The organism is Marinomonas sp. IMCC 4694 (genome assembly GCF_008122525.1).
Taxonomy (GTDB): domain Bacteria; phylum Pseudomonadota; class Gammaproteobacteria; order Pseudomonadales; family Marinomonadaceae; genus Marinomonas.
This window is the reverse complement of record NZ_VSRV01000001.1, coordinates 3,025,394-3,048,188: the sequence shown is the minus strand read 5'-3', so window position 1 is coordinate 3,048,188 and position 22,795 is coordinate 3,025,394. Positions and strand designations below refer to the sequence as shown.

Genomic DNA, 22,795 nt, shown 5'->3' with positions numbered 1-22,795 from the left:
TTGGTCTTTATTGCTTTACTTTTGTTATGAGCCCGTTAATCTTGTCTTCATTACGGATTATTATGGTTTCTATCCTTTATGACAGCAAATGACTCTTCAGATACTTTACCTATTAAGCAGCAGGCGCTGTTGTCTCGTATTGCCGCTCTTGAAAAAGAACGAGACTTCATGAAGACCCTTTATGGTGATATGCCTAAAATGCTTCAAGTGATCTCAAAGGGGGCCTTGTTAAGCACCTCGCTCAGTCGCTTTAAGCGTAAATTTCAGATTCAATTGTCTGATGCGTACTGTGTGTTTATTGTATGTGATAAGGCGTGCCTTCAGTGGCGTTTGCAATACACAGACCTCAAAAATGACGAACTTTTAAACAGTCAGGGTCAATTAAGCACGGTGCCTCAAGCGTTGATTGCCTTTGCTGCGGCCCCATCGAGCCCTAAACGCCATGATATTGACATTCAAAATGCACCAGATTGGCAGCATTGGGGGGCGTTCTTTCAAAAAAACGCGTTCAGTGCCGTATCGATGGCGAGCATATCGGACGATCAGGGTTCCATTTATCTTTTGTTGGTGTTTCAGCGAGAAGAAAAGCAATTAGAAAATAACTTAATGTCGCTGGCACTGGACAGTTATATTTCTTGGTTGAGTGCGGTATTTAAACGTGAAAAAGCGGACCAGATTCTATTAGAAGACAGTCATCGAGACCCTTTAACGGGGTTATTGCGCCGCAAAAGTTTCGAAAGCAGCTTTGGTATTGTTTTAAAGGATTCTCGTCGTAACTTCTTACGCGCGGCCTTGTTGTCGCTTAATATTTTATCTTCTGCAACGTTAAAAGAAACAGAGCTTAAGGCGCTGGCTGAGGCGATACGCGAGATAATGCGCGATAATGATTTGATCGCTCATTTTGATGAACGTGAGTTTGTGATGGGAATTCGCATTCAGCATCTAGAGGATGCTGAGATCGTGGCGGCTAAATTGCTAAGGTTTCTGAAATCCGCTAAGTTCGAAGACAATCGGTTGATTCAAGCCGGTTTGTCCATTGGAATCGCTTTTTATCCAGAGCATTCTTCACTGGAAGGTCTTTACCAAGCGGCGGCATTGGCCGCGGATACGTTGCAAGAGGTGCCGGGTTACCGTATTGAATTCCACGGGGCATATTATAAATCCAGCTCAGACTTTTATTCCTAGTAAGTTTTTTCTCGTTTTTAAAGTAGTGTTATGATGCGTTTTAAGGGGCTCATTTTTTAATGAGAAGTAAACCTATGAAGCGTGATAAATTGGTGATAGGTGAGGTTACTGCCTGCAGAAAAGGAGCACCGTGCCCCATGTTGGCTGACGTTGAACAAAGCGAAGCACAAGACATTAAAGAAAATTTAGCCTTGGTTTTACGGCAAATTGGTCAGCTCGAACAAGAGCACCACCGAGAAGCGGGCTGCGTCCGTTTGCTGGCCGTGAGCAAAACCAAGCCGCTTTCAGCGCTGGTGGCCGCGTATCAAGCGGGACACCGAGCTTTTGGTGAAAACTACGTTCAGGAAGCGGTGGAAAAATCTCAGGCACTGTCGCATTTAGCCGACATTGAGTGGCATTTTATCGGTCCCATCCAGTCGAACAAGTCTCGCCTAATTGCAGAAAGCATGGATTGGGTGCATTCGATTGATCGTGAGAAAATTGCACGTCGATTGAGTGAGCAACGCCCTAAAGGGCTAGCGCCCATTAATGTATGTATTCAGGTCAATATCAGTGGCGAAGCGACGAAAGCTGGCGTGGCGTTGTCTGAGTTGGCGTCAATGGTCGCGTTGATTGACGCCTTGCCTAATCTGCAACTCAGAGGTTTGATGGCGATACCTGCGCCTCAGGACAGTTTTGATGCGCAATGTGTTGTTTATCAGCCATTAATGCATGCCTTTGTTGAATTATCTCAATCCGATAGCATGATAGATACCTTATCGATTGGCATGTCTGGCGATTTGCCGGCCGCCATTGCCTCAGGCAGCACCATGGTTCGTGTGGGAACGGCTCTTTTTGGTGCGCGCGACTACTCACAGTAATGGGCGTAATAGATTGCACCCAAAGAACTCCATCATTAGGACATAAAATGACACCAATTATTGCCTTTATCGGCGTGGGAAACATGGCGAGAGCCATTTTTAGCGGCCTGTTATCGAACGGTTATCCGGCAGAGAATATCATCGGCACCTCGCGTACGGCAGAGAAGCGAGACGACTATCAAAACCACTATGGCATGACAATGCTAGCGGACAATAACGAGGCTGTGCGTCAGGCGCAAGTGGTTGTTTTGTGTGTAAAACCCGCTCAGATGCAAGCCGTGATTGAGGCATTTTCGCCACAGGTTCGTGATGACCAATTGTTTATTTCGGTCGCAGCGGGAATCGAATTAGGATCGTTAGCGCATTGGTTGAATAAACCCGTTGCCGTGGTACGAAGCATGCCCAATACGCCATCGCAGTTAGGTGCCGGTATGACGGGGCTGATCGCTAACGCTCATATTGATGCCGCACAAAAAACATGGGTCAGTGAATTGTTTGCGGGCATAGGCGACTTTGTTTGGGTCGAAGACGAAGCCCATATGCACACGGTAACCAGCTTGTCAGGGAGTGCACCGGCGTATTTTTTTCGATTCTTAGAGGCGATGATTAAACATGGACAAACTCAGGGATTGGATGACGAAACCAGTCGAAAACTCGCCACTTATACCATGTTGGGCGCGGCTCGAATGGTGACTGAGCTGAATGATCCCATCGAGCAGTTACGAAAAAATATCACCTCGCCCAATGGAACGACAGAGCAAGCCTTGTTGTCTTTTGAAGCGGCTAATATAGATAAAATGGTGGCTGATGCCATGATGGCATGCGTCAATCGTTCAAAAGAAATGTCACAAGACTTTTCAGCGAAGTAAGTTTAACTAAGGGCTGTTTACTATGAATTCTGATCCATTTGTCATGCTAATAAAGGTGATTTTCAACCTTTATTTATTTGTCGTGTTGCTGCGTTTGGTGCTTCAGCTGACGCGTGCGGATTTTTATAATCCCATTAGCCAAGGCGTGGTAAAAGCCACCAGCGTTTTTGTGTTGCCCTTACGAAAAGTGATCCCTGCGGTGGGTCGCTTAGACACTGCCTCGCTTGTGTTGGCGTTTGCTGTACAATGTTTGACCATCTTTTTGGTGGTGTCCATTAAAGGCGCGACGGCACCGCTGAGTTTTTATGCGATTTATACCGTGGCTGGCACGCTTTATCATTTGCTGGACCTCTACTTCTGGGCGATGCTGATCTCGGTGATTTTGAGCTGGGTGGCCCCTGGGGCGAATCATCCTGGGGCCATGTTAGTGGGGCAGATTACAGCGCCGCTGTACCGGACTTGTCAGCGAGTGATTCCGACCTTAGGGGGCCTGGATTTATCGCCTATTTTTATCTTTTTAACGATATCGTTTTTAAAGCAAATACTGGCACCGTATAGCATTTAATAGCGTGTATTTTTTTGGGTTTACATTCAGACAATGCTCGTTGTGACTCGGTGAATTGAGAACGAGGGCGTATTCCTATATGATGCGACCCCTAAGCGAGGATAAAAGCCGACACATCGGGTTGTTAGCCTTCTGACTCGTTCTCCCTTTTTTAATTTTTTGGATGAAAGCTATGAGTACGATTGCGGTTTATCCGGGGACATTTGACCCTATTACAAACGGCCACACGGATTTGGTTGAACGCGCATCAAAGCTGTTTGACAAAGTGATTGTTGCCGTAGCGGCGAGTCCGAAAAAACGCCCTGCGTTGTCGCATGAGATGCGCATTTCTTTAGCCAAAACTGTATTGGGGCATTTGCCGAATATAGAAATAGTGGGCTTTGATAATCTGTTAACGGAGTTTACTCGCTCAGTGAATGGCCAAGTGGTGATCCGTGGTTTGCGTGCAGTGTCTGATTTTGAATACGAATTTCAGTTAGCCAATATGAATCGTGCCATTGCGCCAGACGTGGAGAGTATTTTCCTAACGCCATCAGAAAAGCATTCTTATATTTCGTCTACCTTAGTGCGAGAAATTGCGTCTTTGAATGGGGATTTTGGACAGTTTGTGAGCCCAGAAGTGAAGCACGTATTGCAAGAGCATTACCAAACGATTTAATGTTTTTAAGCCCTCCGCTTTTTAGTGTCTTGGTAGACAAAAGGGCGGGTTTTAGGAGAGCAGAATGTCTCTTATTATTACCGATGAATGCATCAATTGTGATGTTTGTGAGCCAGAATGCCCAAATGAGGCGATTTCTCAGGGCGACGAAATCTATGTGATTGAACCTTCAAAATGCACCGAGTGCGTCGGGCATTTTGATGAACCACAATGCCAGCAAGTATGCCCTGTTGATTGCATACCTCTAGACCCTAATCGCAAAGAAACCGAAGAGCAGTTAATGGAAAAATACTTAACATTGACTGGTCAACTCTAGTCTTTTCTATCACCTAGTGATTGGTTAATGGTTTTTTTACTGCGCCTTATAACGCTGTCTTCTGAATGGCCACTACACATTAAAGTACTGGCCAATGTCCTCTAATGACGGAATGTCCTGATCGTCATTGATCAGAATAATCAACCCTTGAGCCTCAATCAGTGCATGCGTCTGGGGGTGAGTGATAATTTCGCCGTTTTGTTGTACATACCCCAGCGCCGTACCAATGTCTTTTTGAATCAAGGTTGTGACCACATTAGCCCAAGTTACCCCAGTTATGTGCACATCCAAACGAATGGTGTGATCACCTTGATGGCGAAATAAATCCTCTAAAACTTGCTCTGTCCCTGGGGCTATTAATGAGCGCACTAACATTTCTGGGTAGGCACGTACCGGTCTGATCACCGCCTTTGCTCCCGCGGCTTTGAATCTAGGTCGGTTAGAGTCATTAATGGCTTCGGCCATAATAAACGCCGTCGGGTTCAACGCTTGTATGCGATGCAAGGTGTCAAATGTGACGCTATCTGAGTGGCTATTATGGGCATCTTCACACAATACAACGATGTATTTGGCTTTTTGTACCCCTGCGGACGCCAACATGCCATCTTCCAGCGCGTCTCCAGTGTGATGAACGACGCCCTGAGCCCTTAATTCCAGTGGTAAGCCGTCAGGGAAGGCGAGCGTTAGAATTTGAATAGGCGTATCAACTAGCTCAGGTGTTTGGCTAATTTGACTGATCAGCATGCCAAGGTAGCGCTCGGAGTCGTATATTGGGGTGTTGATGATAAGTATGTGATTTTGCATATTGTCCCACTTCATACGGCCTTTAATGCGCATGTCTTTGCGCAATAGCCTAATTTCAACGTAATCGCTGGCAATTTGAGCCAACAGAGTGATGCCCATACCATAAATTAGCACTATGGTGGAAAACTGCCCCCAAAACGTGGCAGCAGAAACATCACCATAGCCTGTGGTACTGGCGGATGTCATGGTGAGCCAAAAAGCCTGCCACCAGTTTAAATCCTCAAAAAACACCATAGCCAAACTGTGTAGGCCAATGATTCCAGCAAACAAAGCCAAGCGTTTTTTTAAATCGCTTGTTTCATGCAAATGCACTTCTCTGCGAAATTGAAGGCGATTTTTTTTTCGTTTTAACAGCAATCCGATTGAATTCATTCTGCCTCTTTGGCTACTCAGTTCCAGCAGGCATGGCGTAATCAAGCTGTCGCCATGATTCGTAGACCATAACAGCCACCGTGTTAGAAAGGTTCAAGCTGCGCGAATTGGCTTGCATGGGTAAGCGTAAACGCTGAGCAGGCGGGAGCGCCTCGATAAACTCAGCGGGTAAACCGCGCGTTTCAGGTCCAAACACCAACACATCGTTTTCAGCAAAGCGTGCCTCACTGTGAGTGTGGCTGCCTTTTGTTGTTAGAGCGTAAACCGTGCCAATCTCGTTTTGATCAACAAACGCTTGAAAGTCTGGGTAGCGTTTTAGTCGAGTAAACTCATGATAATCCAACCCAGCACGACGAAGCTTTTTATCTTCTAATTCAAAACCAAGCGGCTCGATTAAATGCAAGTGAAAGCCGGTATTGGCACAGAGCCTGATAACATTGCCTGTATTCGGCGGTATCTCTGGCTGGTAAAGTACAATATGCAACATAGATTTATCTCCTTGATATACAGGGATAATACCAGAGAGATAGGAAAAACTAAGTTTTTAATTTTTTTTCAAAAAAAGGGTTGACGTTAAAAAAGGTTTCCCTATAATACGCACCACTTGCCCAGATAGCTCAGTCGGTAGAGCAGAGGATTGAAAATCCTCGTGTCGGCGGTTCGATTCCGTCTCTGGGCACCATAATTAAAGAAAGCCTGCTAATTTAGCAGGTTTTTTTTTGCCTGAATTTTGTCTTGTGGTTGTATCTGTGGCGAAGCTTCGAAAAAAGGCAGGCTTTACAGTGCGATATGTTTACTCGTTAATGGTTTTTCTTATCTTTTTCATCTAATGCCGCGATGATCTTCCTTTGAGTCGACAATAAGTGGTATTTCATACGCTTCATCACGTTACTGATCCATTTGTCTTTTATTTTACTTTGTTTTTTTCTTGCGTTTTTCTGATCTATTATTGATTCTATAGCCTGACTAATGATGTCGATTTTTGATGTGTGCTCGTCATTTTTGTACGCGTTTTTTGTCGGAATGACATAGGTATTTATAGGAAGATGGATGTGGAAGCGAAAGAAACGGTGGTGCTACCTGATGATCGGCCAAGCTTTACAGCCAAGGTATTGCTTGTTGAAGACAATTTGACGAATCAAATTGTGACGCGAGGTTTGCTCAACTTATTTGGTATTGATGCGGTGTTGGCTGAAAATGGGCAGGAGGGTGTCGAGCACGCTAGGTCTCAGCATTTCGATCTGATTTTTATGGATTGCCAAATGCCGGTAATGAATGGATACGACGCAACAAAAGCGATCCGACAATTTGTAGATAGCCGAACTGCATCGGATGTTACGATTATTGCCTTGAGTGCCAGCGCCATACAAGAAGAGATAGACGAGTGTTTTGCTGTGGGCATGAATGATTATTTGGCGAAACCTATTTCTCAAAATACTTTAATTGCTGTTCTATCCAAATGGTTGGACTGATGCGTTTGCACTAAATCGCGTTGTCAGTGTTGTGTATTGGCTTTTTTTTGCATGCCAATGGTTTTTTATTCACCGAGTGTTTTCTGATCATCTACAGTAAGGTTTCATTTGAGTCGTTATTGTATTTCAAATGAAGCCTTACTATTGTCAAATTGAAATATTTTCTTTCTATATTCGTTCTTTCTTTTCTAACAAAAACTCATTGTGAGGAACACGAAAATGCATAATTTGAAATTAGCGTCGGTTGTCGTTGGCTTGTCTATCGTCAGTTCAGGGTTTGCCGCTACAGAAGATGTGGCTGGGTGCGCCCAAACAGCATTGGCATCTTTTTGATGTCAATGCTCAGCAACGATTATGACTGTGAATTGAACAGCGGCAAACCGAGTGAGAAAAAAGATGGAATTAAACACAAAAGTAATGGGTCACCGTGGTGCGGCGTTATTGGCGCCAGAAAACACCTTGGCGTCGATTCGTGCGGCCGCCAGTGCTGGCGCGACCTGGGTGGAAATTGATGTGTATTTAATCGCCGAAGGCGGCTTGGTGATTTTTCATGACGACCAGCTAGACCGCTGCACCAATGGCTCTGGGGTGACCCGAGAAGCACGACCCACCGATGTGGCTGCGTTGGATGCGGGCGGTTGGTTTTCACAAGACTTTGTCGGTGAAAAAGTGCCCACGCTATTAGAAGCGATTGAGTGCATTCAATCGCTGGGTTTGGGGCTGAATTTAGAAATCAAACACGATACCGCCGACGTGGATACCATAGTGCCTGCGGTCATGGCGATGTTACGCGACCATTGGCAAGACAACGATAAGCTGATGATTTCCAGCTTCAATCTTGCAGCCTTGCAGCTGTGTTATGACATTGGCGATCAGCGTCACTTGGCGCCCTTATACGAAGTGATCCCGGAAGATTGGGCAGAACAGCTGGCCAGCATCAAGGCCTACAGCTTGAATTGCGATTATCTGAATTTGACTCAAGAGCAGGCGCAAGCCATAAAAGCCGCTGGCTATAAGTTGTTGTGTTATACCGCCAACGACCCAGACGCCGTGGCGGTTTATTGGGCATGGGGCATGGACGCGGTGATTACCGACGATCCGACGCGTTTTGCTTTTTTGTCGAATCAACAGTAAGGACGATGTGTGGGATTAAGCGAGCGGCAAAATCAGATTTTAAACTGGGTGCAACAAGAAGACGCCTTGCTGGTGGAAGACATGGTGGCACGCTTTGGCGTGTCGTCGCAAACGGTTCGTAAAGACGTGAACTTGCTGGCCGAACAGCATTTGATTCGCCGGACTCATGGCGGTATAGCGCCGGTGTCGAGCACGGAAATTGTGCCGTTTGATCATCGACAATTTTTGAACAGCGACGCCAAAGTCAAGATCGCTGAGCAGGTCGCCATAAATGTGTTGTTAGGACGATCATGTCGACTGCTGGTATTTCTGCTTTGGCGCTCACCGCGTTTGCGCTCACCGCGTTTGCGCTTGGCTCGTGACCAGTCTTACCGCTTAACCGATGTGGTGATCGACTACGCACAAGACGTTAAGCCCGCCGCTAATGAAGAAAAAGACGCCTGCTTGGCGGCCTTGAATGATGCGCCATAGACCCAACTACCAAACCACTCAGCCGGGCGGTTTAGGTTTCGCCGAGCTGGTACGACAGGTGTTATCTCAGCGCGCTTTTGCTTAGAATGCAGACAACTATTGTACTTAATTAACAGCGAGGATGAGTATGACCGCTTCTTTGTGTATTTGGCGTCGTATGATTATGCCAGATCTTGTGCGAGTTCATCGTTATCAAAGTTTGCCAGAGCAAGGCCCCAAAGTGCTGTTTTTTAGTGGTGGGTCAGCGCTCAATAAAATCAGTCGTATATTTAAGCAGTACTCCCATCATTCTGTACATCTTGTTACCCCCTTTGATTCTGGCGGCAGTTCAGCGCGACTGCGAGCCGAATTCGATATGCCAGCCGTAGGGGATTTGCGTAGCCGTTTAATGGCTTTGGCTGATGAAACCGTCATGGGGCAACCACAAGTGTATGAGTTATTTACCCATCGGTTAGCACAAGATGCTGTCTCGCAAGTTCTTAAAGGCCAGCTACAGCAGCTGGTGACGGGGGATCACCCATTGATTGAAAATATCCCGAACCCGATGAAATCCTTGATCCAAACGCAGTTGGCAGTTATGCAATCTCATATTCAAGACGATTTTGATTTGCGGGGTGCCAGCATCGGTAATTTGATCATGGCTGGCGGGTATTTGAATAACCAGCAGCAACTTGATCCTATTGTGTTTCTGTTTTCACGACTTGTAAAAACCCTCGGTGAGGTGAAAACCACCCTAGATGCCAGTCTGCATCTGGGTGTTGAGCTGAATAATGGTGAAGTCGTACTAGGCCAGCACCAGATTACCGGAAAAGAGGTTGATGTGTTGTCGAGCCCAATTAAGCGTATGTGGTTGAATCAAGGGTTACGAGAAGTTAATCCAACAAACCAGCATATTGCCGATGATCGAAAAGAGGCCATCGAAAACGCCGATTTGATTTGTTATCCGCCGGGCAGCTTTTACAGCAGTCTACTCGCTAACTTATTGCCAGAAGGCGTGGGTCGAGCCATCTGTAATAATCCTAATCCTAAAGTCTATTTGCCGAACTTAGGGACTGATCCAGAGCAACAGGGCTTGTCGTTGATGGAAAGAATAGCGCGCTTAGTGTTGATGGTGACAGCCGACGCAAAAGGAAAGGGACGTTATACCGCACTCAATTATGTATTATTAGACGATGAGTATGACTATGGCGAAATAGACAGCGAATTGTTGCTGTATTTACGCGTTGAAATCATCAAAACGCCTTTGATTGGCGAAAAGAAAGACCGTTATGATGAAGAGCGCGTCACTCAAGCGTTGTTGTCTTTTGTTTAAGCGTGTTGTTTTGGGGGGATTAATAACTTGTGCTATTATTTTGCCGAGATTGGTTTGTGCGATTATCACTCTTGTGAATTGCCAGAAACTAAATAAAGTAATTGTTAGAAACATCATCTTAAGTGTCATAGTATTCACTGTAGACGCTTTTTATAAAGAGAATGGTAATGAGTGCACGGGTACTGATTTGTGATGATTCCAAAATTGCACGCAAGCAATTAGCCAGAGGGTTGCCGACGGATTGGGCGGTAGAGGTTGAATTTGCCGAGCACGGTCAAGAAGCGTTAGACATGTTGTCGTCTAAGAACTTTGATGTTTTATTCTTAGATTTGAACATGCCAGTAAAAGATGGCTACGAAACCCTTGAAGCGCTGAAATCGTTCAAATCCTCTCCTGTCGTTATTGTGGTATCGGGCGACATTCAGCCCCAAGCTATCCAGCGTGTTAAAGACATGGGGGCGGTCGCCTTCCATAAAAAGCCTGCTTCTGCTGAAGACCTTCGTCACTTATTAACGTCATTGAATCTTTTTTCTGCTAACAGAAATATCCAAAACATAAACGGTTATGCGCCGAATGCAGCAGAGCAATTTACGCTGAATGATTGTTTGCAAGAAGTGTCTAACATTGCCATGGGCCGTGCGGCCAGCGTGTTGGCAAATATGCTCAACGTATTCATTAAACTACCGGTTCCGAAAGTGAATATTCTGGAAGTCGGTGAGCTTCAAATGGCACTGGATTACAGTGTCAAAGAAGACAGTTGTTCTGCGGTATCTCAAGGTTTTGTGGGGGCTGGGGTGGCCTTTGAGACCCTGCTTATTTTTAGTGATTCAAGCTTTCCTGATATGGCTAAGTTGTTAAATGTAGCGGAAACCATTAATAGCGTGGTGGAAGTTGAGTTGCTTATGGATGTGTCTTCAGTGCTGGTTGGGCCATTTATTGATGCGTTTGGTAAGCAATTGAACATTGACTTCAGTCACAGCCATCCTGCGCTGATCGCCCAACACGTCAAAGTCGCCGATTTGGTCAATGCCAAAAGAGCCAAATGGAAGCGTACGTTGGCCGTTGAAATTGTTTATGAAGTGGAGAATTACCAAATTAGTTGTGACCTGATGATGTTGTTTACGGAAGACTCCGTCTCTGTATTGGAAAATTTACTGTCCTATTTGGTTGAGGAAGATTGAATACATGAGTAGCGCAGCGGAAGATATGATTGAACTGCACTGGCTTTTTGATATGTTGCAACATATCGATGTGGGCTTGGTGGTATTAAATGAAAAGTATGAGGTCAAACTGTGGAACAGCTTTATGGAAAACCACAGTGGCGTCAGTTCTTCTATTGCCAAAGAACGCTCATTGTTTGATGTTTTTCCCAGTATCAACAGCAATTGGTTACAGCAAAAGTTAGATAATGTGATTGCTTTGCGTACCCCTATTTTTGTTTCTTGGGAGCAGCGTCCACACCTTTTTCCATTTAATAGCTACCGTCCAATCACCGGCATGGCCGACAAAATGTACCAAAATGTCGCGTTACGTCCCATTACCAATGCAGATGGCACTGTCAAGTTTGTGTGTATGGTGGTGTATGATGTGACCGATGTGGCCGTTAATAAAGAGTCCTTGTCCAGTGCAAATAGAAAGTTGGATTATTTAAGCAGAACCGACCCGCTTACTCAGCTACAAAACCGTGGCAGTCTGGATACAGAGCTCGCAACCACTTTTGACTTGGTGAAAAGTGGTAGGGGGACACACACCTTGGTGATGGCAGACATCGATCATTTTAAGAAAATAAACGACCAGTACGGGCATCCGGCAGGAGATTCTGTGCTTAGAGTCGTGGCCAAACTTCTTTCTGCAAGCACTCGAAAAGCAGATTTTATTAGTCGCTACGGTGGTGAAGAGTTCGCTATTTTACTGCTCAATACCGATGCTCAAGGTGCGCTTTTCTTTTGTGAAGCGGTACGCAAAAAAATTGCAGGAACAAAAATCAAAGTTCCGAATAATGAAATTTCTATCACCATGAGCTTTGGTTTGTCAGAGTCAACGCAGTTTGATGCCACTGCGTCTGATTGGCTTAGTCGATCGGATGGTGCCTTGTACAAAGCAAAAAAAGCTGGGCGTAACCGTTGTGAATTGGCTTCGCTCACCTAACATTGGGTGGCGTTTGTCTGTTTATTTGTACACTTCCTGAAGTGAATTTTTGGATTTTTCTCCCAGTAAGCACTCCCCTTGTGGATCAATCAAAATTCGTCCGTTCATCGCTTCTCGCCCTAGTAACATTCTGTATCCCATGCTGTCTCGGTTGGTTAATGTTACTTCAGCGTCCCACGTAATACCACCTAATGACAGAGCGACGCGGATAACAGGGCGGTTTTCTTTGTCACCACTTGAGCTTTTAATGACTCGGTGATCCACCAGTGCCGCCTCGCAGTGCACGGTTACCTTGCGGTTTTTTTGCAGTGGGTGGACGTCAAAACGTACCCAATGTTCATTATCACGGGTGAATCGCACAATATTGATCGCGTGCATTGACGATGTTTTTGCGCCAGAATCAATGCGCGCTTTGATGGCCGGAATGTTCAGCGATGGAAACGCGCACCACTCATCGCTGCCAATGATCATTTTTGCGTCGTTTTGTTGATTCATAAGCAATAAACACCTTTTATAATGGGGGCTAACACCTTGTTTCGTAGAAAGTCGCACCTTGAAACTGCTGTGTTTTATAACGCAAAAGTGCGGCTAGGTTAAGTCTTTATTGATGCGCAGCATGGCAATCTATTGTGTTTAGTTGTGATTGTCCCCCCAAACCATTGTAATCCTATTATCTAAAGTTAATATGGGCGTACAAAAATACTGTCTGGAGTAGTAGATGAATGGCCGACTGATGCAAGAGTTGGAAGAGCTGGGGGGAGAAATACGCCCGGCAAGCTTAAAAAAGTGTGATCAAATTCTTATTGAGCAACCCGGTTTCAGTGCGATTATCGCGTTATGGGGCGGGCATTTGGAGAGCTTTATTCCTGCTGGTCAAGAAGATCTTTTGTTTCAATCAGAGAACCTAGGAGGGGATGGGCGCTTTGAACGCCGCCATTTTGGTGTTCCTGTTTGTTGGCCTTGGTTTGGCGCGAATGAGGCGCAGGCCGATTACCCTGCCCATGGCCTTGCACGTTATTTTCGCTGGGAATTTATCGAAGCAGGACGTTTTAAAAATGGCGACGTAAAAATTGTTATTCGCCTAGCATCAGACAATCATCCATTAATTGAAGAAATGTGGCCGCAGGCGTTTGAATTACGTCAGGTGTTTCGTTTTTCGAGCAAGGGTTTTCGTATTAACTTTTCGGCGGCGAATTTATCCGATCAGCCGATGCCCATTAGCGAGGCATTGCACACGTATTTTAATGTGTCTGATAATCAAACGGCAGAAGTTCACGGCTTAGAGCAGGTCTCTTACGTCGATAAATTTGATAACGGTAGCCGACAGTTACAAGACGGTGTTGTGACACCTTGCGGTCCTATGGACCGAGTGTATTTATCAGCGCCGGAGATTTGTGAGATACAAGACCCAGGCTTTCAGCGTAGGCTTGTTATTCAAACAGAAGGCAGCCAAAGTACGATTTTATGGAATCCAGGGGCTGAAATTGCTCAGCAGCGCAGTGACATGGAAGACAATGATTATCGCCGTTTTGTCTGTGTTGAGACCGCCAACGCACTCAGTGATGCGTATTTTATTCCTGCTGGTGGCATTCATCAGTTAAAGGTTAAGGTGCGCCATAAGCCATTGACGTCAAACTAAAGCAACGACCCACACCAAAAAAGCCCATGTCACGCAACGTTGGCAGTGGGCTTTTTTATGAGGGTGATAAGCTATTATCCTGCTTAGTCTATGTTGTATTCCATGATTAAAGGCGCGTGATCAGAAAAACGCTGACCTTTGTAGATCGTGCCTCCTTGGATTAAGTTTTTGATTCCAGGTGTGGCAATTTGATAATCCAAACGGCCTCCTTCATCCAATTTCCAAGCGCGCTCGTAATCTGGCCACCAAGTATACTGTTTGTCTTGCTTATTTATTTGGCGAAAGGCGTCTATGTATTCCAATTCATTGAAAATTTCGTTCACCCATTTGCGCTCTTCTGGCAAAAAGCCCGAGTTACGCTGGTTAACAAACCAACTGCTCACGTCAATAGGGGAGCGAGCTACGTTCGCCGTGCCGCAAAAAATGAACTCGCGGCGCTTACGTCGCGTTTTAATTAAATGGTTTTTGAAGCCCTCCATAAAGCGATATTTGTGCTCCTGCAGCGCCTCTTCATGGTTGGAGCCATGGGGCGTAAGAAACGCACCAATACTGACTTTATCGAAATCCGCTTGGATAAAGCGCCCTTCAAAATCACATTCAGGAAACCCCATGCCTGTCATGATGGCTTTCGGCATGGTTTTGCTGTAAATCGCAACGCCCGCTTGCTCTGGATTTTCCATCGAATCAAAGAAGTACGTATTGTACCCAGGGGGAAAGAATACGCTGTCGCTAAGCGTCCGTTCCTCTGCCTGAATGTCTTGTAAACATACAACATCAGGGTCCTGACGAACCATCCATTCAAAAAAGCCGCGGTCGGCTGCTTGTCTTATACCGTTTACATTAAGGCTGATGACCTTCATTTCTGGTCCCTACAATTCCTAGCCGTGTGTTATATTAGCGCCTATCCAATGTTGGCATGGCTTTGCTCGTTCTTGGCGACGCTGTGTTGTGTATTATTTTTATCTTTCTGGAGATGGCATGAAACCTTACCAAAGAGACTTTATCAAATTCGCTATCGAACAAAATGTTTTGCGCTTTGGCGAATTTACACTTAAATCTGGCCGCGTGAGCCCCTACTTTTTTAACGCTGGCCTGTTCAGTTCAGGTCAAGCTTTAGCTAAATTGGGGCGGTTTTACGCAGCCTCATTAATGGAATCTAATGTTCCATTTGATGTTCTGTTTGGCCCAGCCTACAAAGGCATTCCATTGGCAACCACGACGGCCGTTGCCTTGTATGATTATCATAATGTAGATACACCATACGTTTTCAACCGCAAAGAAGCAAAAACTCACGGTGAAGGCGGCTCTCTTGTTGGTGCTCCCTTAGCAGGTAATGTCATGATTATTGATGACGTTATTACCGCAGGCACCGCCATTCGCGAAGTTATGGCCATTATCCAGCAGGTCAATGCTCAGCCTGCCGGTGTGCTCATCGCTTTGGATCGTCAAGAGCGAGGACAAGGCGAATTGTCTGCTATTCAGGAAGTCGAACGTGACTTCGGCATGCCTGTGATCAGTATCGTTTCTCTGCATGACATCATGACGTATTTAGCAGAACAGGACTCGCCTGAATTTGCACAACATCTTGATGCTGTTACTGCGTATCGTGATCAATACGGCATTTAACACTGCGAGTAAGGCTTGAGTAAGTCGCTCAAGCCTTAGCGATTTAGCATCAAATTTTGTGCCAATACTGACCATTGTTCTGTCCAAATATCCAAAGGCTTGACTTTGAATTCACTGCGCACGTAATGGCGTATTTTCCCTTCAATAATGGCAATGAGAAAATTCGCACAAGGTGCTACGCCCATCGCAGGTCGCAAACCTTGTTTCAAATCGGCTTCACGTATAACTTGTTTTAATTGCGTTTCTATTCGGTCGAAGACTTGAGCAATGCGAATACGCAAACGCTCTGTTTCGCCCGCCAGTGCGTCTGCTGTAAGCAATCGGCACATGCCGGGGTTTTGTTCCGCAAACCCAAGTACCAACGTGGTGATCATCTCTATTCGAGACACCACATTGCTTTCTTCTTGTACGATGCGATTAATGCGAGTGAACAACGTCTCTTCAATGAACTCGATCAAGCCTTCAAACATCTTCGCTTTACTAGGGAAATGACGATACAACGCCGCTTCCGATACGCCAACTTGCTTAGCCAGTGCCGCTGTTGTAATGCGTGCGCCTGGGCTGCTCTCTAGCATTTGAGCGAGGGCTTGCAATATTTGTGTGCGACGATCGTTTTTTTTGTTGCTCATTTGTCGAGTCCAGTTTTTAACCAGTATTATTCATTCATTGTATCAATCACGTAGAAGGTGCTATTCACCTGCTTTCGTGTTTGATATTAACGTACCAACACCCGTGTCGGTAAAAATTTCCAGCAAGGTGGCATGCGGCACTCGACCATCAATGATGTGTGCACTGGTCACTCCAGCGTTTACGGCCGACAAAGCGCAGCTAATCTTAGGTAGCATGCCGCCATAAATTGTGCCATCGGCGATTAAAGCATCGACTTGCGCCGTGCTTAACCCTGTTAATACATTGCCTTGTTTGTCTTGTACGCCAGAAATGTTGGTAAGCAGCATAAGCTTTTCAGCGCCAACCGCTTCGGCGACTTTGCCCGCCACAAGGTCAGCATTGATATTGTATGAATTGCCTTGATCGTCCACGCCAATAGGCGCGATAACAGGAATCATGTCGCTGTTTTCAAAGAACTTCAAAAAGCTGGTGTCAATGCTAGAGACTTCACCAACGTGACCAATATCGACTTGCTCTGGTGAGCTCATTCCTTCAGCTTGATGCTTCACAAACAGTTTTTTAGCCTTAATAAAGCGGCTGTCTTTGCCGGTAATACCAATGGCTTTACCGCCCGCTTCACAGATCAAGTTGACGATTTCTTTGTTTACTTGGCCGCCTAGCACCATTTCAACCACATCCATGGTCGCTGTGTCAGTAACACGCATGCCATTGATGAACTTGGACTCAATATTCAGCTTGTTAAGCATGTCGCCAATTTGTGGGCCACCACCGTGAACCACGATTGGATTGATGCCAATGGCTTTCATTAGAACGATGTCGCGAGCAAACCCAGCCTGAAGCGTTTCGTCAGTCATGGCGTTGCCACCGTATTTGATGACCAGTGTTTTACCGGCAAAGCGTTGGATATAAGGCAGTGATTCACTTAATACCTTAGCCACATCTAATGCAGATTCACGAGAAAAAGCCACGAATTACCTACTCCTGTAAACAAAATTGGGTTTTAACAATCGCTCTACACTCTGAGAATATCCATCGACCTAGCATTCCAGTAATTAATTAACGGCGGCCGTATGGCCTTAACAGTCAGGGCTGTAAATGAGTGTGAGCAACCACTTATGTTTGAAATAATAACGTGAACTTGCGGGATTAACTATATAAATTTGTATGAAAATTACGAGAATAGGTACATAAAATGCAAAACGTTTTGATTCAATAAAGATGGGTGAGTAAATGCAGTAACAAAGATAAAAAGAGTGAAATATTCTCACTCTTTTTATCTTGTTTTTACCAAATTCTATTGTCGTCCTGCGATGTTGCTATCGGCTGACTTACTTGGTGCCGGTGTGACCAAAGCCGCCTTCACCGCGTTCGGTGCTTTCAAACTCGGTCACAATGTTGAACTCTGCTTGCACTACAGGCAACAACACCAGTTGCGCGACGCGCTCACCGGGCTCAATAGTAAACGTCGTGTGTCCACGGTTCCAGCAAGACACCATGAGCTCACCTTGATAATCCGAATCGATCAGACCCACTAAATTACCCAACACAATGCCATGCTTATGACCTAAACCAGAGCGTGGCAAAATCGTCGCCGCTAAGTTTGGGTCTTGAATGAAAATAGATAAACCGGTGGGCAGGAGGGTGGTGTCGCCGGGTGCCAACTCAATCGCGTGATCCAGACAGGCGCGCAAATCCAACCCAGCCGAGCCTTCAGTAGCGTAAGTGGGAAGCGGGATTTCTTTACCAATTTTATCGCTGAGAATTTTTAATTGGATTGCTTGTTTCATTTTTCGTATCTCGTTTATTCGGGTGTTAACGGTATTATAACGTCGACGAGGAAAGTCGATATTGCTCAATGGTATCCACCAATTGAACGGCCAGTGCGCTTTTCGCGGCTTTGTCAGGTGACCAGATAGCGTCTTTGGTAATGACCGTGACTTGGTTGCTGTCCTGATTAAAACCAATATCAGAGCGTGACACGTCATTGGCAATGATGATATCGAGTCCTTTACGTTCTAATTTGCTTTTCGCGTAGTCTAGGACGTGTTGCGTCTCGGCAGCAAAACCGACCATAACCTTAGCGCGTTTTTGTCGCGCTAGTGTCGCAATAATGTCGGGGTTTTTTATCAGCGTCAGAGTGACTTCGTCTGTGTCCGTTTGCTTTTTCATTTTCTGATCACAGGCGGTTTTCATTTTAAAATCCGCCACGGCCGCGGCACCAATAAACACATCGGCTTGTTTTGTCATGGCTTGTTCACAAGCCGCTAACATGTCGTCGGCGCTTTTTGCCGACACAAGTTCAACGCCATGAGGTGCGGATAATTGAACCGGACCGCTGACAAGAGTGACTTTTGCACCGCGTTTCATTGCCGCTTCAGCCAGAGCATAACCCATTTTCCCCGAACTGTGATTACTGATATAGCGCACCGGATCAATGGCTTCCATGGTGGGGCCTGCGGTAATTACCCAATGCTGGCCAAGTAAGTCTTGCTCAATAATAGAAGACTGAAAGTGGGCATGTATCGCCGCAAAAATGTCCGCTGGTTCACTCATGCGCCCCGTACCCACATCACCACAGGCTTGCGCGCCATCAGCGGGGCCGATGTTCAGAACCCCACGACGTTTTAACAGCGCGGTATTGGCTTGCGTGGCAGGGTGCTTCCACATGGCTTGATTCATCGCGGGTGCAATCAGCACAGGCGATTCGGTAGCAAGGCAAAGCGTGGACAATAAATCGTTCGCCATGCCTTGGGCGTAGCGCGCCATAAAATCCGCTGAGGCAGGAGCGATGACGATCAAATCGGCCCATTTCGCTAATTCAATATGCCCCATTCCCGCTTCCGCATTTGGGTCTAATAACGTGCTGCGAACAGGGTGACCAGATATCGCTTGTAGCGTCATTTCAGTGACGAACGCTTTGGCGCCGTCGGTCAAGACCACCTGAACGTCTGCTCCCGCTTTGGTTAGTAGTCTAATCAGCTCAATGCTTTTATAAGCCGCAATGCCGCCGGTAATGCCTAACAAAATGCGTTTTTGAGCGAAATCTAACATAAAAAACTTCTCAATTGGGTCTGTGATGGCTATGGTTAGCAGCAGGCAGGACGCCTTTTTTATATTTTTTGCTTATTCCAATAAGCGCAAGATTATCATGGATCAAGGAGCAGATCATGGGGATTAATCACTGGCCGGAACAAGACAGGCCGCGGGAAAAGTTAATACACCAGGGAGCGGGTGCGCTGAGCGACTCAGAATTGCTGGCGATTTTTCTTCGTACCGGTACCCGTGGCATTAGTGCGGTGGAATTAGCGCGACAAATTTTGTCAGAGTTTGGCGGTTTGCGTGCGCTCATGTCGGCCAGCCGGGAAGACTTCTGCAAAGGATTTGGCTTGGGCGATGCAAAATACACGCAGTTGCAAGCGGTGCTGGAAATGTCCAAACGTCATTTACAAGAGCAACTGATGCGTGAAACGGTTTTTACCAGCGCAGAGCATGTTCGAGCTTACTTATCGTCGCAACTTCGTCATGCCCAGCGGGAAGTGTTTGCCGTATTGTTTCTTGATTCCCAGCATCGGCTGATTCGCTATGAAGAGCTGTTTTTTGGCACCATTGATGCGGCGGCTGTTTATCCAAGAGAAGTGGTTAAAGCCGCTTTGCAACATAACGCGGCCGCGGTCATTCTCGCGCACAATCACCCAAGTGGCGTTGCTGAACCAAGCCAAGCGGATATATCTATTACTGCCAGAATAAAAGAGGCGCTAAACCTTATCGACGTTAGGTTGCTTGATCACTTTGTGGTGGGAGATACGACGCCAGTATCTCTGGCAGAACGGGGCTTGGTCTAAATTGATCATTTTTTAACAAAAGAATTGCTCAATACCTGAGCTTATGGGAATATACGCGCCGCTATATCCTCGGTACGGGATTTTTTTGATTCATAAGGAATCATGCTCCGCCTGAGGAAGTGAAACACTTCCAATAATCTTCTGGATAGCAAAAGGTATTTAATTATGTCTCGCGTATGTCAAGTTACTGGGAAACGCCCTGTTACAGGTAATAACGTTTCTCACTCAAAACGCCGTACTAAGCGTCGTTTTCTTCCAAACCTTCATTGGCACCGTTTTTGGGTCGAAGGTGAAAACCGCTACATCCGTTTACGTGTCTCTTCTAAAGGTATGCGTATTATTGATAAAAAGGGCATTGAAACAGTTCTTGTTGAAATGCGCGCTAACGGCGAAAAAGTATAAGGATCTGAATCATGGCTTCTAAAGGCGCTCGCGATTTAATTCGCATGGTATCTTCTGCTGGTACTGGTCACTTTTACACAACTGACAAGAACAAGCGAAATACTCCTGACAAACTTGAAATGAAAAAGTTTGATCCAGTCGTACGTAAGCACGTTATGTACAAAGAAGCGAAAATTAAATAATTTTCGACTCTTGTCAAAAAAACCGACTCATTGAGTCGGTTTTTTTGTACCTAAATAGAACCAGCTGTTCGTTTGGTCAGTATTATTTTACTCACTTCATTAACGTCGAGGTCACGTATGCCAGAATTACCGGAAGTCGAAACCACCCTGCGAGGCATTGAGTCTAAACTGGTAGGGCGTTCCTTGGCCCGTGTCGATATTCGTCAGCCCAAACTACGCTGGTTGATCACCCCTGAGTTGAGCACCGAGATGGTTGGTGAGGTGATTACCCATCTGTCCCGTCGTGGTAAATATATTGGCATTCATACGGACAAAGGCACCTTAATCGTGCATTTGGGCATGTCGGGCAGCTTGTACTTTGTTCCAATAGAGACACCACCGCTGTTTCATGATCACGTGGATTTCTGTTTTGCCGACAATGATGTGTGGCTCAGGTACACAGACCCCAGACGGTTTGGTGCGATTTTATGGACAACCGACGACTGGAATGAGCATGCGCTGATCAAGCACCTTGGACCAGAGCCCTTGTCTGACGAGTTTAATGTTGAACAGCTCTATGCCCGCGCCAAAGGCCGAAAAGTTCCCATTAAAACCTTCATTATGGACAGCAAGGTGGTGGTTGGTGTAGGTAACATCTATGCGAACGAGGCTCTGTTCAAAGCCGGTATTCGCCCTGATCGATTGGCTGGCAAAATCAGCAAAGCGCGATTAGCGCGATTAGTTGAGTGTATTAAAGTCATTCTGGCCGCCGCCATTAAACAAGGTGGAACCACTCTGAAAGACTTTGTCGGCGGAGACGGTAAGCCGGGTTACTTCAAACAAGAACTCGCCGTGTACGGACGAGCAGACAAACCGTGTTTAACGTGCCAAAAGCCATTGAAAGAAATTCGTCAAGCGCAACGCAGTACGGTGTTCTGTTTTTATTGCCAATCCTGACCATTTGTTTATAGTTAGGCATAAGAATTGCTTTTTAAGCTTAGAAAGGTGTTGTTGCCCCTCTCAAAGAGGGGCGCACTGTGAAAACGCGGTGGTTGGCGCCAGAAAACAGACAGATTGCATTGCGGTAATGTTGGAATGGGTTTATTTTTGACCAGTTAGGCAAGTCCAGCCTTTGCCTGAAATAATCCGTTTTCTTAGTGAGACATAGGGTCAAGTTTTACGGGGTTTCCAAGTGTAATCCTTGTCCAAATGACAGAAACAACATAAATAAACAACAGAGTTGAATGATACATTATCTTAATTAAACGTGTGCTCAAATTAAAAAATAAGAGGAATTGGAATGAAAGCTGCTTTTTTTGCGTCCGTAACAGCATTGGCCATCTCATCAAGCATAGCTCATGCTGCCATTGAACCTGCGGTCGTGTATGACCAAGCCGGTAAGTTTGATAAGTCTTTTAACGAAGGCGTATTTAATGGTGTAAAACAATACACGGCGGAAACCGGTATTCAAGTTCGTGAATTTGAACCAAAGAACGAAGCTCAGGTTGAACAAGGTTTGCGTCGTTTAGCTAAACGTGGATACTCGCCTATTGTTACCGTCGGTTTTAATATGACTTCTGCTGTAGAAAAAGTAGCGAAGGATTTCCCTAATATTAACTTCACGTTAATTGACGGTGTGATTGACCTGCCAAATGTGCAATCTGTGGTGTTTAAAGAGCATGAAGGCTCGTTTATCGTTGGCGCGTTGGCAGCGATGGCGTCTAAAACCGACACCGTAGGTTTTGTTGGTGGTATGGATATTCCTCTTATTCGCAAGTTCGGTTGTGGTTACGAGCAAGGCGTAAAATACGTTTCTGCTAACGCAACTGTTCTTCAAAATATGACTGGCTCAACTGGCGCGGCGTTTAACGACCCAACGAAGGGCTCTGAATTAGCGAAAAGCCAGTTCTCTAAAGGCGCGGATGTGGTTTTTGCTGCAGCGGGCGGTACAGGCATCGGGGTTTATCAAGCCGCGAAAGACGACGGTAAGCTAGCGATTGGTGTTGACTCCAACCAAAACCACATTCAGCCAGGCACCATGTTGACCTCTATGGTAAAGCGCGTTGATCAGGCGGCCTACAAAACCTATAAAGACGCTGCGGCAGGGACTTGGATGCCTGGTTTAGTGGTTCTAGGTTTGGCTGAGGGTGGCGTAGATTGGGCGCAAGACGACAATAACGCGGCTCTTATTAGCACGCAAATGAAAGCGAAGATCGCTGACATTCGTGCCAATATCATCAGTGGTGATATTCAAGTGCACGATTACATGTCAGACAACACGTGTAACTACTAATTCGCATAACAAAACAGCTGCCAGCGTTGAGCGGGT

27 protein-coding genes and 1 tRNA gene are annotated in these 22,795 nt (G+C 45.9%); 20 read left to right on the top strand and 8 right to left on the bottom strand.

The annotated features are described in order from the left end of the window. The first annotated feature begins 78 nt into the window (after positions 1 to 78). The 6 genes from FXV75_RS13950 to FXV75_RS13925 all read left to right on the top strand — a co-directional run bounded on the left by FXV75_RS13950 (position 79) and on the right by FXV75_RS13925 (position 4,453). Positions 79 to 1,185 carry a GGDEF domain-containing protein gene (locus FXV75_RS13950; RefSeq protein WP_262368563.1) on the top strand — a complete coding sequence of 369 codons (1,107 nt, stop codon included), beginning with the start codon at positions 79 to 81 and terminating at the stop codon, positions 1,183 to 1,185. A gap of 137 nt (positions 1,186 to 1,322) precedes the next feature. After that, positions 1,323 to 2,045, top strand: coding sequence for a YggS family pyridoxal phosphate-dependent enzyme (locus FXV75_RS13945; RefSeq protein ID WP_148834335.1), 723 nt, complete (start codon positions 1,323 to 1,325; stop codon positions 2,043 to 2,045). A gap of 47 nt (positions 2,046 to 2,092) precedes the next feature. Next, positions 2,093 to 2,914, top strand: a complete 822-nt coding sequence (gene proC, locus FXV75_RS13940) for a pyrroline-5-carboxylate reductase (RefSeq protein ID WP_148834333.1) — start codon at positions 2,093 to 2,095, stop codon at positions 2,912 to 2,914. 22 nt (positions 2,915 to 2,936) lie between these two features. Then, a complete protein-coding gene (locus FXV75_RS13935; protein ID WP_148834331.1) occupies positions 2,937 to 3,479 on the top strand; it encodes a YggT family protein in 543 nt (180 codons plus the stop codon). Positions 3,480 to 3,651: 172 nt separating this feature from the next. Continuing rightward, positions 3,652 to 4,137, top strand: a complete 486-nt coding sequence (coaD, locus tag FXV75_RS13930) for a pantetheine-phosphate adenylyltransferase (RefSeq protein WP_148834329.1) — start codon at positions 3,652 to 3,654, stop codon at positions 4,135 to 4,137. Between the two features lie 64 nt (positions 4,138 to 4,201). Next, positions 4,202 to 4,453 carry a YfhL family 4Fe-4S dicluster ferredoxin gene (locus FXV75_RS13925; RefSeq protein WP_148834327.1) on the top strand — a complete coding sequence of 84 codons (252 nt, stop codon included), beginning with the start codon at positions 4,202 to 4,204 and terminating at the stop codon, positions 4,451 to 4,453. A gap of 72 nt (positions 4,454 to 4,525) precedes the next feature. On the opposite strand, the gene FXV75_RS13920 is transcribed toward FXV75_RS13925, so the two are convergent. Together FXV75_RS13920 and trmL are read right to left on the bottom strand one after the other, a co-directional pair. Further along, positions 4,526 to 5,629 carry a potassium channel protein gene (locus FXV75_RS13920; RefSeq protein ID WP_148834325.1) on the bottom strand — a complete coding sequence of 368 codons (1,104 nt, stop codon included), beginning with the start codon at positions 5,627 to 5,629 and terminating at the stop codon, positions 4,526 to 4,528. A 13-nt stretch (positions 5,630 to 5,642) separates the two neighbouring features. Then, the gene (gene trmL, locus FXV75_RS13915; RefSeq protein ID WP_148834323.1) at positions 5,643 to 6,116 is read right to left on the bottom strand and encodes a tRNA (uridine(34)/cytosine(34)/5-carboxymethylaminomethyluridine(34)-2'-O)-methyltransferase TrmL; all 474 of its coding nucleotides are present in this window, start codon (positions 6,114 to 6,116) and stop codon (positions 5,643 to 5,645) included. Between the two features lie 119 nt (positions 6,117 to 6,235). Here trmL and FXV75_RS13910 point away from each other — a divergent pair. From FXV75_RS13910 to FXV75_RS13875, 7 genes are all read left to right on the top strand, one after another. Then, positions 6,236 to 6,311: transfer RNA gene (locus tag FXV75_RS13910), tRNA-Phe, on the top strand. A gap of 370 nt (positions 6,312 to 6,681) precedes the next feature. After that, positions 6,682 to 7,101, top strand: a complete 420-nt coding sequence (locus FXV75_RS13905; protein ID WP_262368562.1) for a response regulator — start codon at positions 6,682 to 6,684, stop codon at positions 7,099 to 7,101. A gap of 396 nt (positions 7,102 to 7,497) precedes the next feature. Further along, positions 7,498 to 8,235, top strand: coding sequence for a glycerophosphoryl diester phosphodiesterase (locus FXV75_RS13900; RefSeq protein ID WP_148834319.1), 738 nt, complete (start codon positions 7,498 to 7,500; stop codon positions 8,233 to 8,235). Between the two features lie 9 nt (positions 8,236 to 8,244). Continuing rightward, a complete protein-coding gene (locus FXV75_RS16575) occupies positions 8,245 to 8,706 on the top strand; it encodes a DeoR family transcriptional regulator (RefSeq protein ID WP_262368561.1) in 462 nt (153 codons plus the stop codon). A 127-nt stretch (positions 8,707 to 8,833) separates the two neighbouring features. Beyond that, positions 8,834 to 10,018, top strand: coding sequence for a GAK system CofD-like protein (locus FXV75_RS13885; RefSeq protein WP_148834317.1), 1,185 nt, complete (start codon positions 8,834 to 8,836; stop codon positions 10,016 to 10,018). Positions 10,019 to 10,185: 167 nt separating this feature from the next. After that, positions 10,186 to 11,199: a response regulator gene (locus FXV75_RS13880; protein WP_148834314.1), complete on the top strand. Its 1,014-nt coding sequence runs from the start codon at positions 10,186 to 10,188 to the stop codon at positions 11,197 to 11,199. Positions 11,200 to 11,203: 4 nt separating this feature from the next. Beyond that, on the top strand, positions 11,204 to 12,166 hold the full coding sequence (locus tag FXV75_RS13875; protein WP_148834312.1) for a diguanylate cyclase: 963 nt from the start codon (positions 11,204 to 11,206) through the stop codon (positions 12,164 to 12,166). 21 nt (positions 12,167 to 12,187) lie between these two features. Here FXV75_RS13875 and FXV75_RS13870 read toward each other — a convergent pair whose 3' ends face one another. Continuing rightward, positions 12,188 to 12,661: an ATP-dependent zinc protease gene (locus FXV75_RS13870; RefSeq protein ID WP_148834310.1), complete on the bottom strand. Its 474-nt coding sequence runs from the start codon at positions 12,659 to 12,661 to the stop codon at positions 12,188 to 12,190. 223 nt (positions 12,662 to 12,884) lie between these two features. Between FXV75_RS13870 and FXV75_RS13865 the strand changes: the two genes are divergently transcribed. Further along, a complete protein-coding gene (locus FXV75_RS13865; protein ID WP_148834308.1) occupies positions 12,885 to 13,805 on the top strand; it encodes a D-hexose-6-phosphate mutarotase in 921 nt (306 codons plus the stop codon). Between the two features lie 83 nt (positions 13,806 to 13,888). Here FXV75_RS13865 and FXV75_RS13860 read toward each other — a convergent pair whose 3' ends face one another. Further along, positions 13,889 to 14,665 (bottom strand): exodeoxyribonuclease III, encoded by a 777-nt coding sequence (locus tag FXV75_RS13860; protein WP_148834306.1) that lies wholly within the window; start codon positions 14,663 to 14,665, stop codon positions 13,889 to 13,891. A gap of 118 nt (positions 14,666 to 14,783) precedes the next feature. On the opposite strand from FXV75_RS13860, the gene pyrE reads away from it, so the two are divergent. Beyond that, the gene (gene pyrE / locus FXV75_RS13855) at positions 14,784 to 15,431 is read left to right on the top strand and encodes an orotate phosphoribosyltransferase (protein WP_148834304.1); all 648 of its coding nucleotides are present in this window, start codon (positions 14,784 to 14,786) and stop codon (positions 15,429 to 15,431) included. Positions 15,432 to 15,466: 35 nt separating this feature from the next. On the opposite strand, the gene slmA is transcribed toward pyrE, so the two are convergent. From slmA to coaBC, 4 genes are all read right to left on the bottom strand, one after another. After that, the gene (gene slmA, locus FXV75_RS13850) at positions 15,467 to 16,060 is read right to left on the bottom strand and encodes a nucleoid occlusion factor SlmA (RefSeq protein ID WP_148834302.1); all 594 of its coding nucleotides are present in this window, start codon (positions 16,058 to 16,060) and stop codon (positions 15,467 to 15,469) included. 60 nt (positions 16,061 to 16,120) lie between these two features. Next, on the bottom strand, positions 16,121 to 17,029 hold the full coding sequence (argB, locus tag FXV75_RS13845; RefSeq protein ID WP_148834300.1) for an acetylglutamate kinase: 909 nt from the start codon (positions 17,027 to 17,029) through the stop codon (positions 16,121 to 16,123). 360 nt (positions 17,030 to 17,389) lie between these two features. After that, a complete protein-coding gene (dut, locus tag FXV75_RS13840; protein WP_148834298.1) occupies positions 17,390 to 17,848 on the bottom strand; it encodes a dUTP diphosphatase in 459 nt (152 codons plus the stop codon). A 34-nt stretch (positions 17,849 to 17,882) separates the two neighbouring features. Further along, positions 17,883 to 19,112, bottom strand: coding sequence for a bifunctional phosphopantothenoylcysteine decarboxylase/phosphopantothenate--cysteine ligase CoaBC (gene coaBC, locus FXV75_RS13835; RefSeq protein WP_148834295.1), 1,230 nt, complete (start codon positions 19,110 to 19,112; stop codon positions 17,883 to 17,885). A gap of 116 nt (positions 19,113 to 19,228) precedes the next feature. Between coaBC and radC the strand changes: the two genes are divergently transcribed. The 5 genes from radC (at position 19,229) to FXV75_RS13810 (ending at position 22,759) form a co-directional block, all read left to right on the top strand. After that, complete coding sequence (gene radC, locus FXV75_RS13830) at positions 19,229 to 19,903, top strand: RadC family protein (RefSeq protein ID WP_148834293.1); 675 nt, start codon at positions 19,229 to 19,231, stop codon at positions 19,901 to 19,903. A 165-nt stretch (positions 19,904 to 20,068) separates the two neighbouring features. Then, complete coding sequence (gene rpmB, locus FXV75_RS13825; protein ID WP_072838851.1) at positions 20,069 to 20,305, top strand: 50S ribosomal protein L28; 237 nt, start codon at positions 20,069 to 20,071, stop codon at positions 20,303 to 20,305. 11 nt (positions 20,306 to 20,316) lie between these two features. Further along, positions 20,317 to 20,487, top strand: a complete 171-nt coding sequence (rpmG, locus tag FXV75_RS13820) for a 50S ribosomal protein L33 (protein WP_011978459.1) — start codon at positions 20,317 to 20,319, stop codon at positions 20,485 to 20,487. Between the two features lie 117 nt (positions 20,488 to 20,604). Then, positions 20,605 to 21,423 (top strand): bifunctional DNA-formamidopyrimidine glycosylase/DNA-(apurinic or apyrimidinic site) lyase, encoded by an 819-nt coding sequence (gene mutM / locus FXV75_RS13815; protein ID WP_148834291.1) that lies wholly within the window; start codon positions 20,605 to 20,607, stop codon positions 21,421 to 21,423. 343 nt (positions 21,424 to 21,766) lie between these two features. Continuing rightward, positions 21,767 to 22,759 (top strand): BMP family protein, encoded by a 993-nt coding sequence (locus FXV75_RS13810; protein ID WP_148834289.1) that lies wholly within the window; start codon positions 21,767 to 21,769, stop codon positions 22,757 to 22,759. Positions 22,760 to 22,795: the final 36 nt, after the last annotated feature.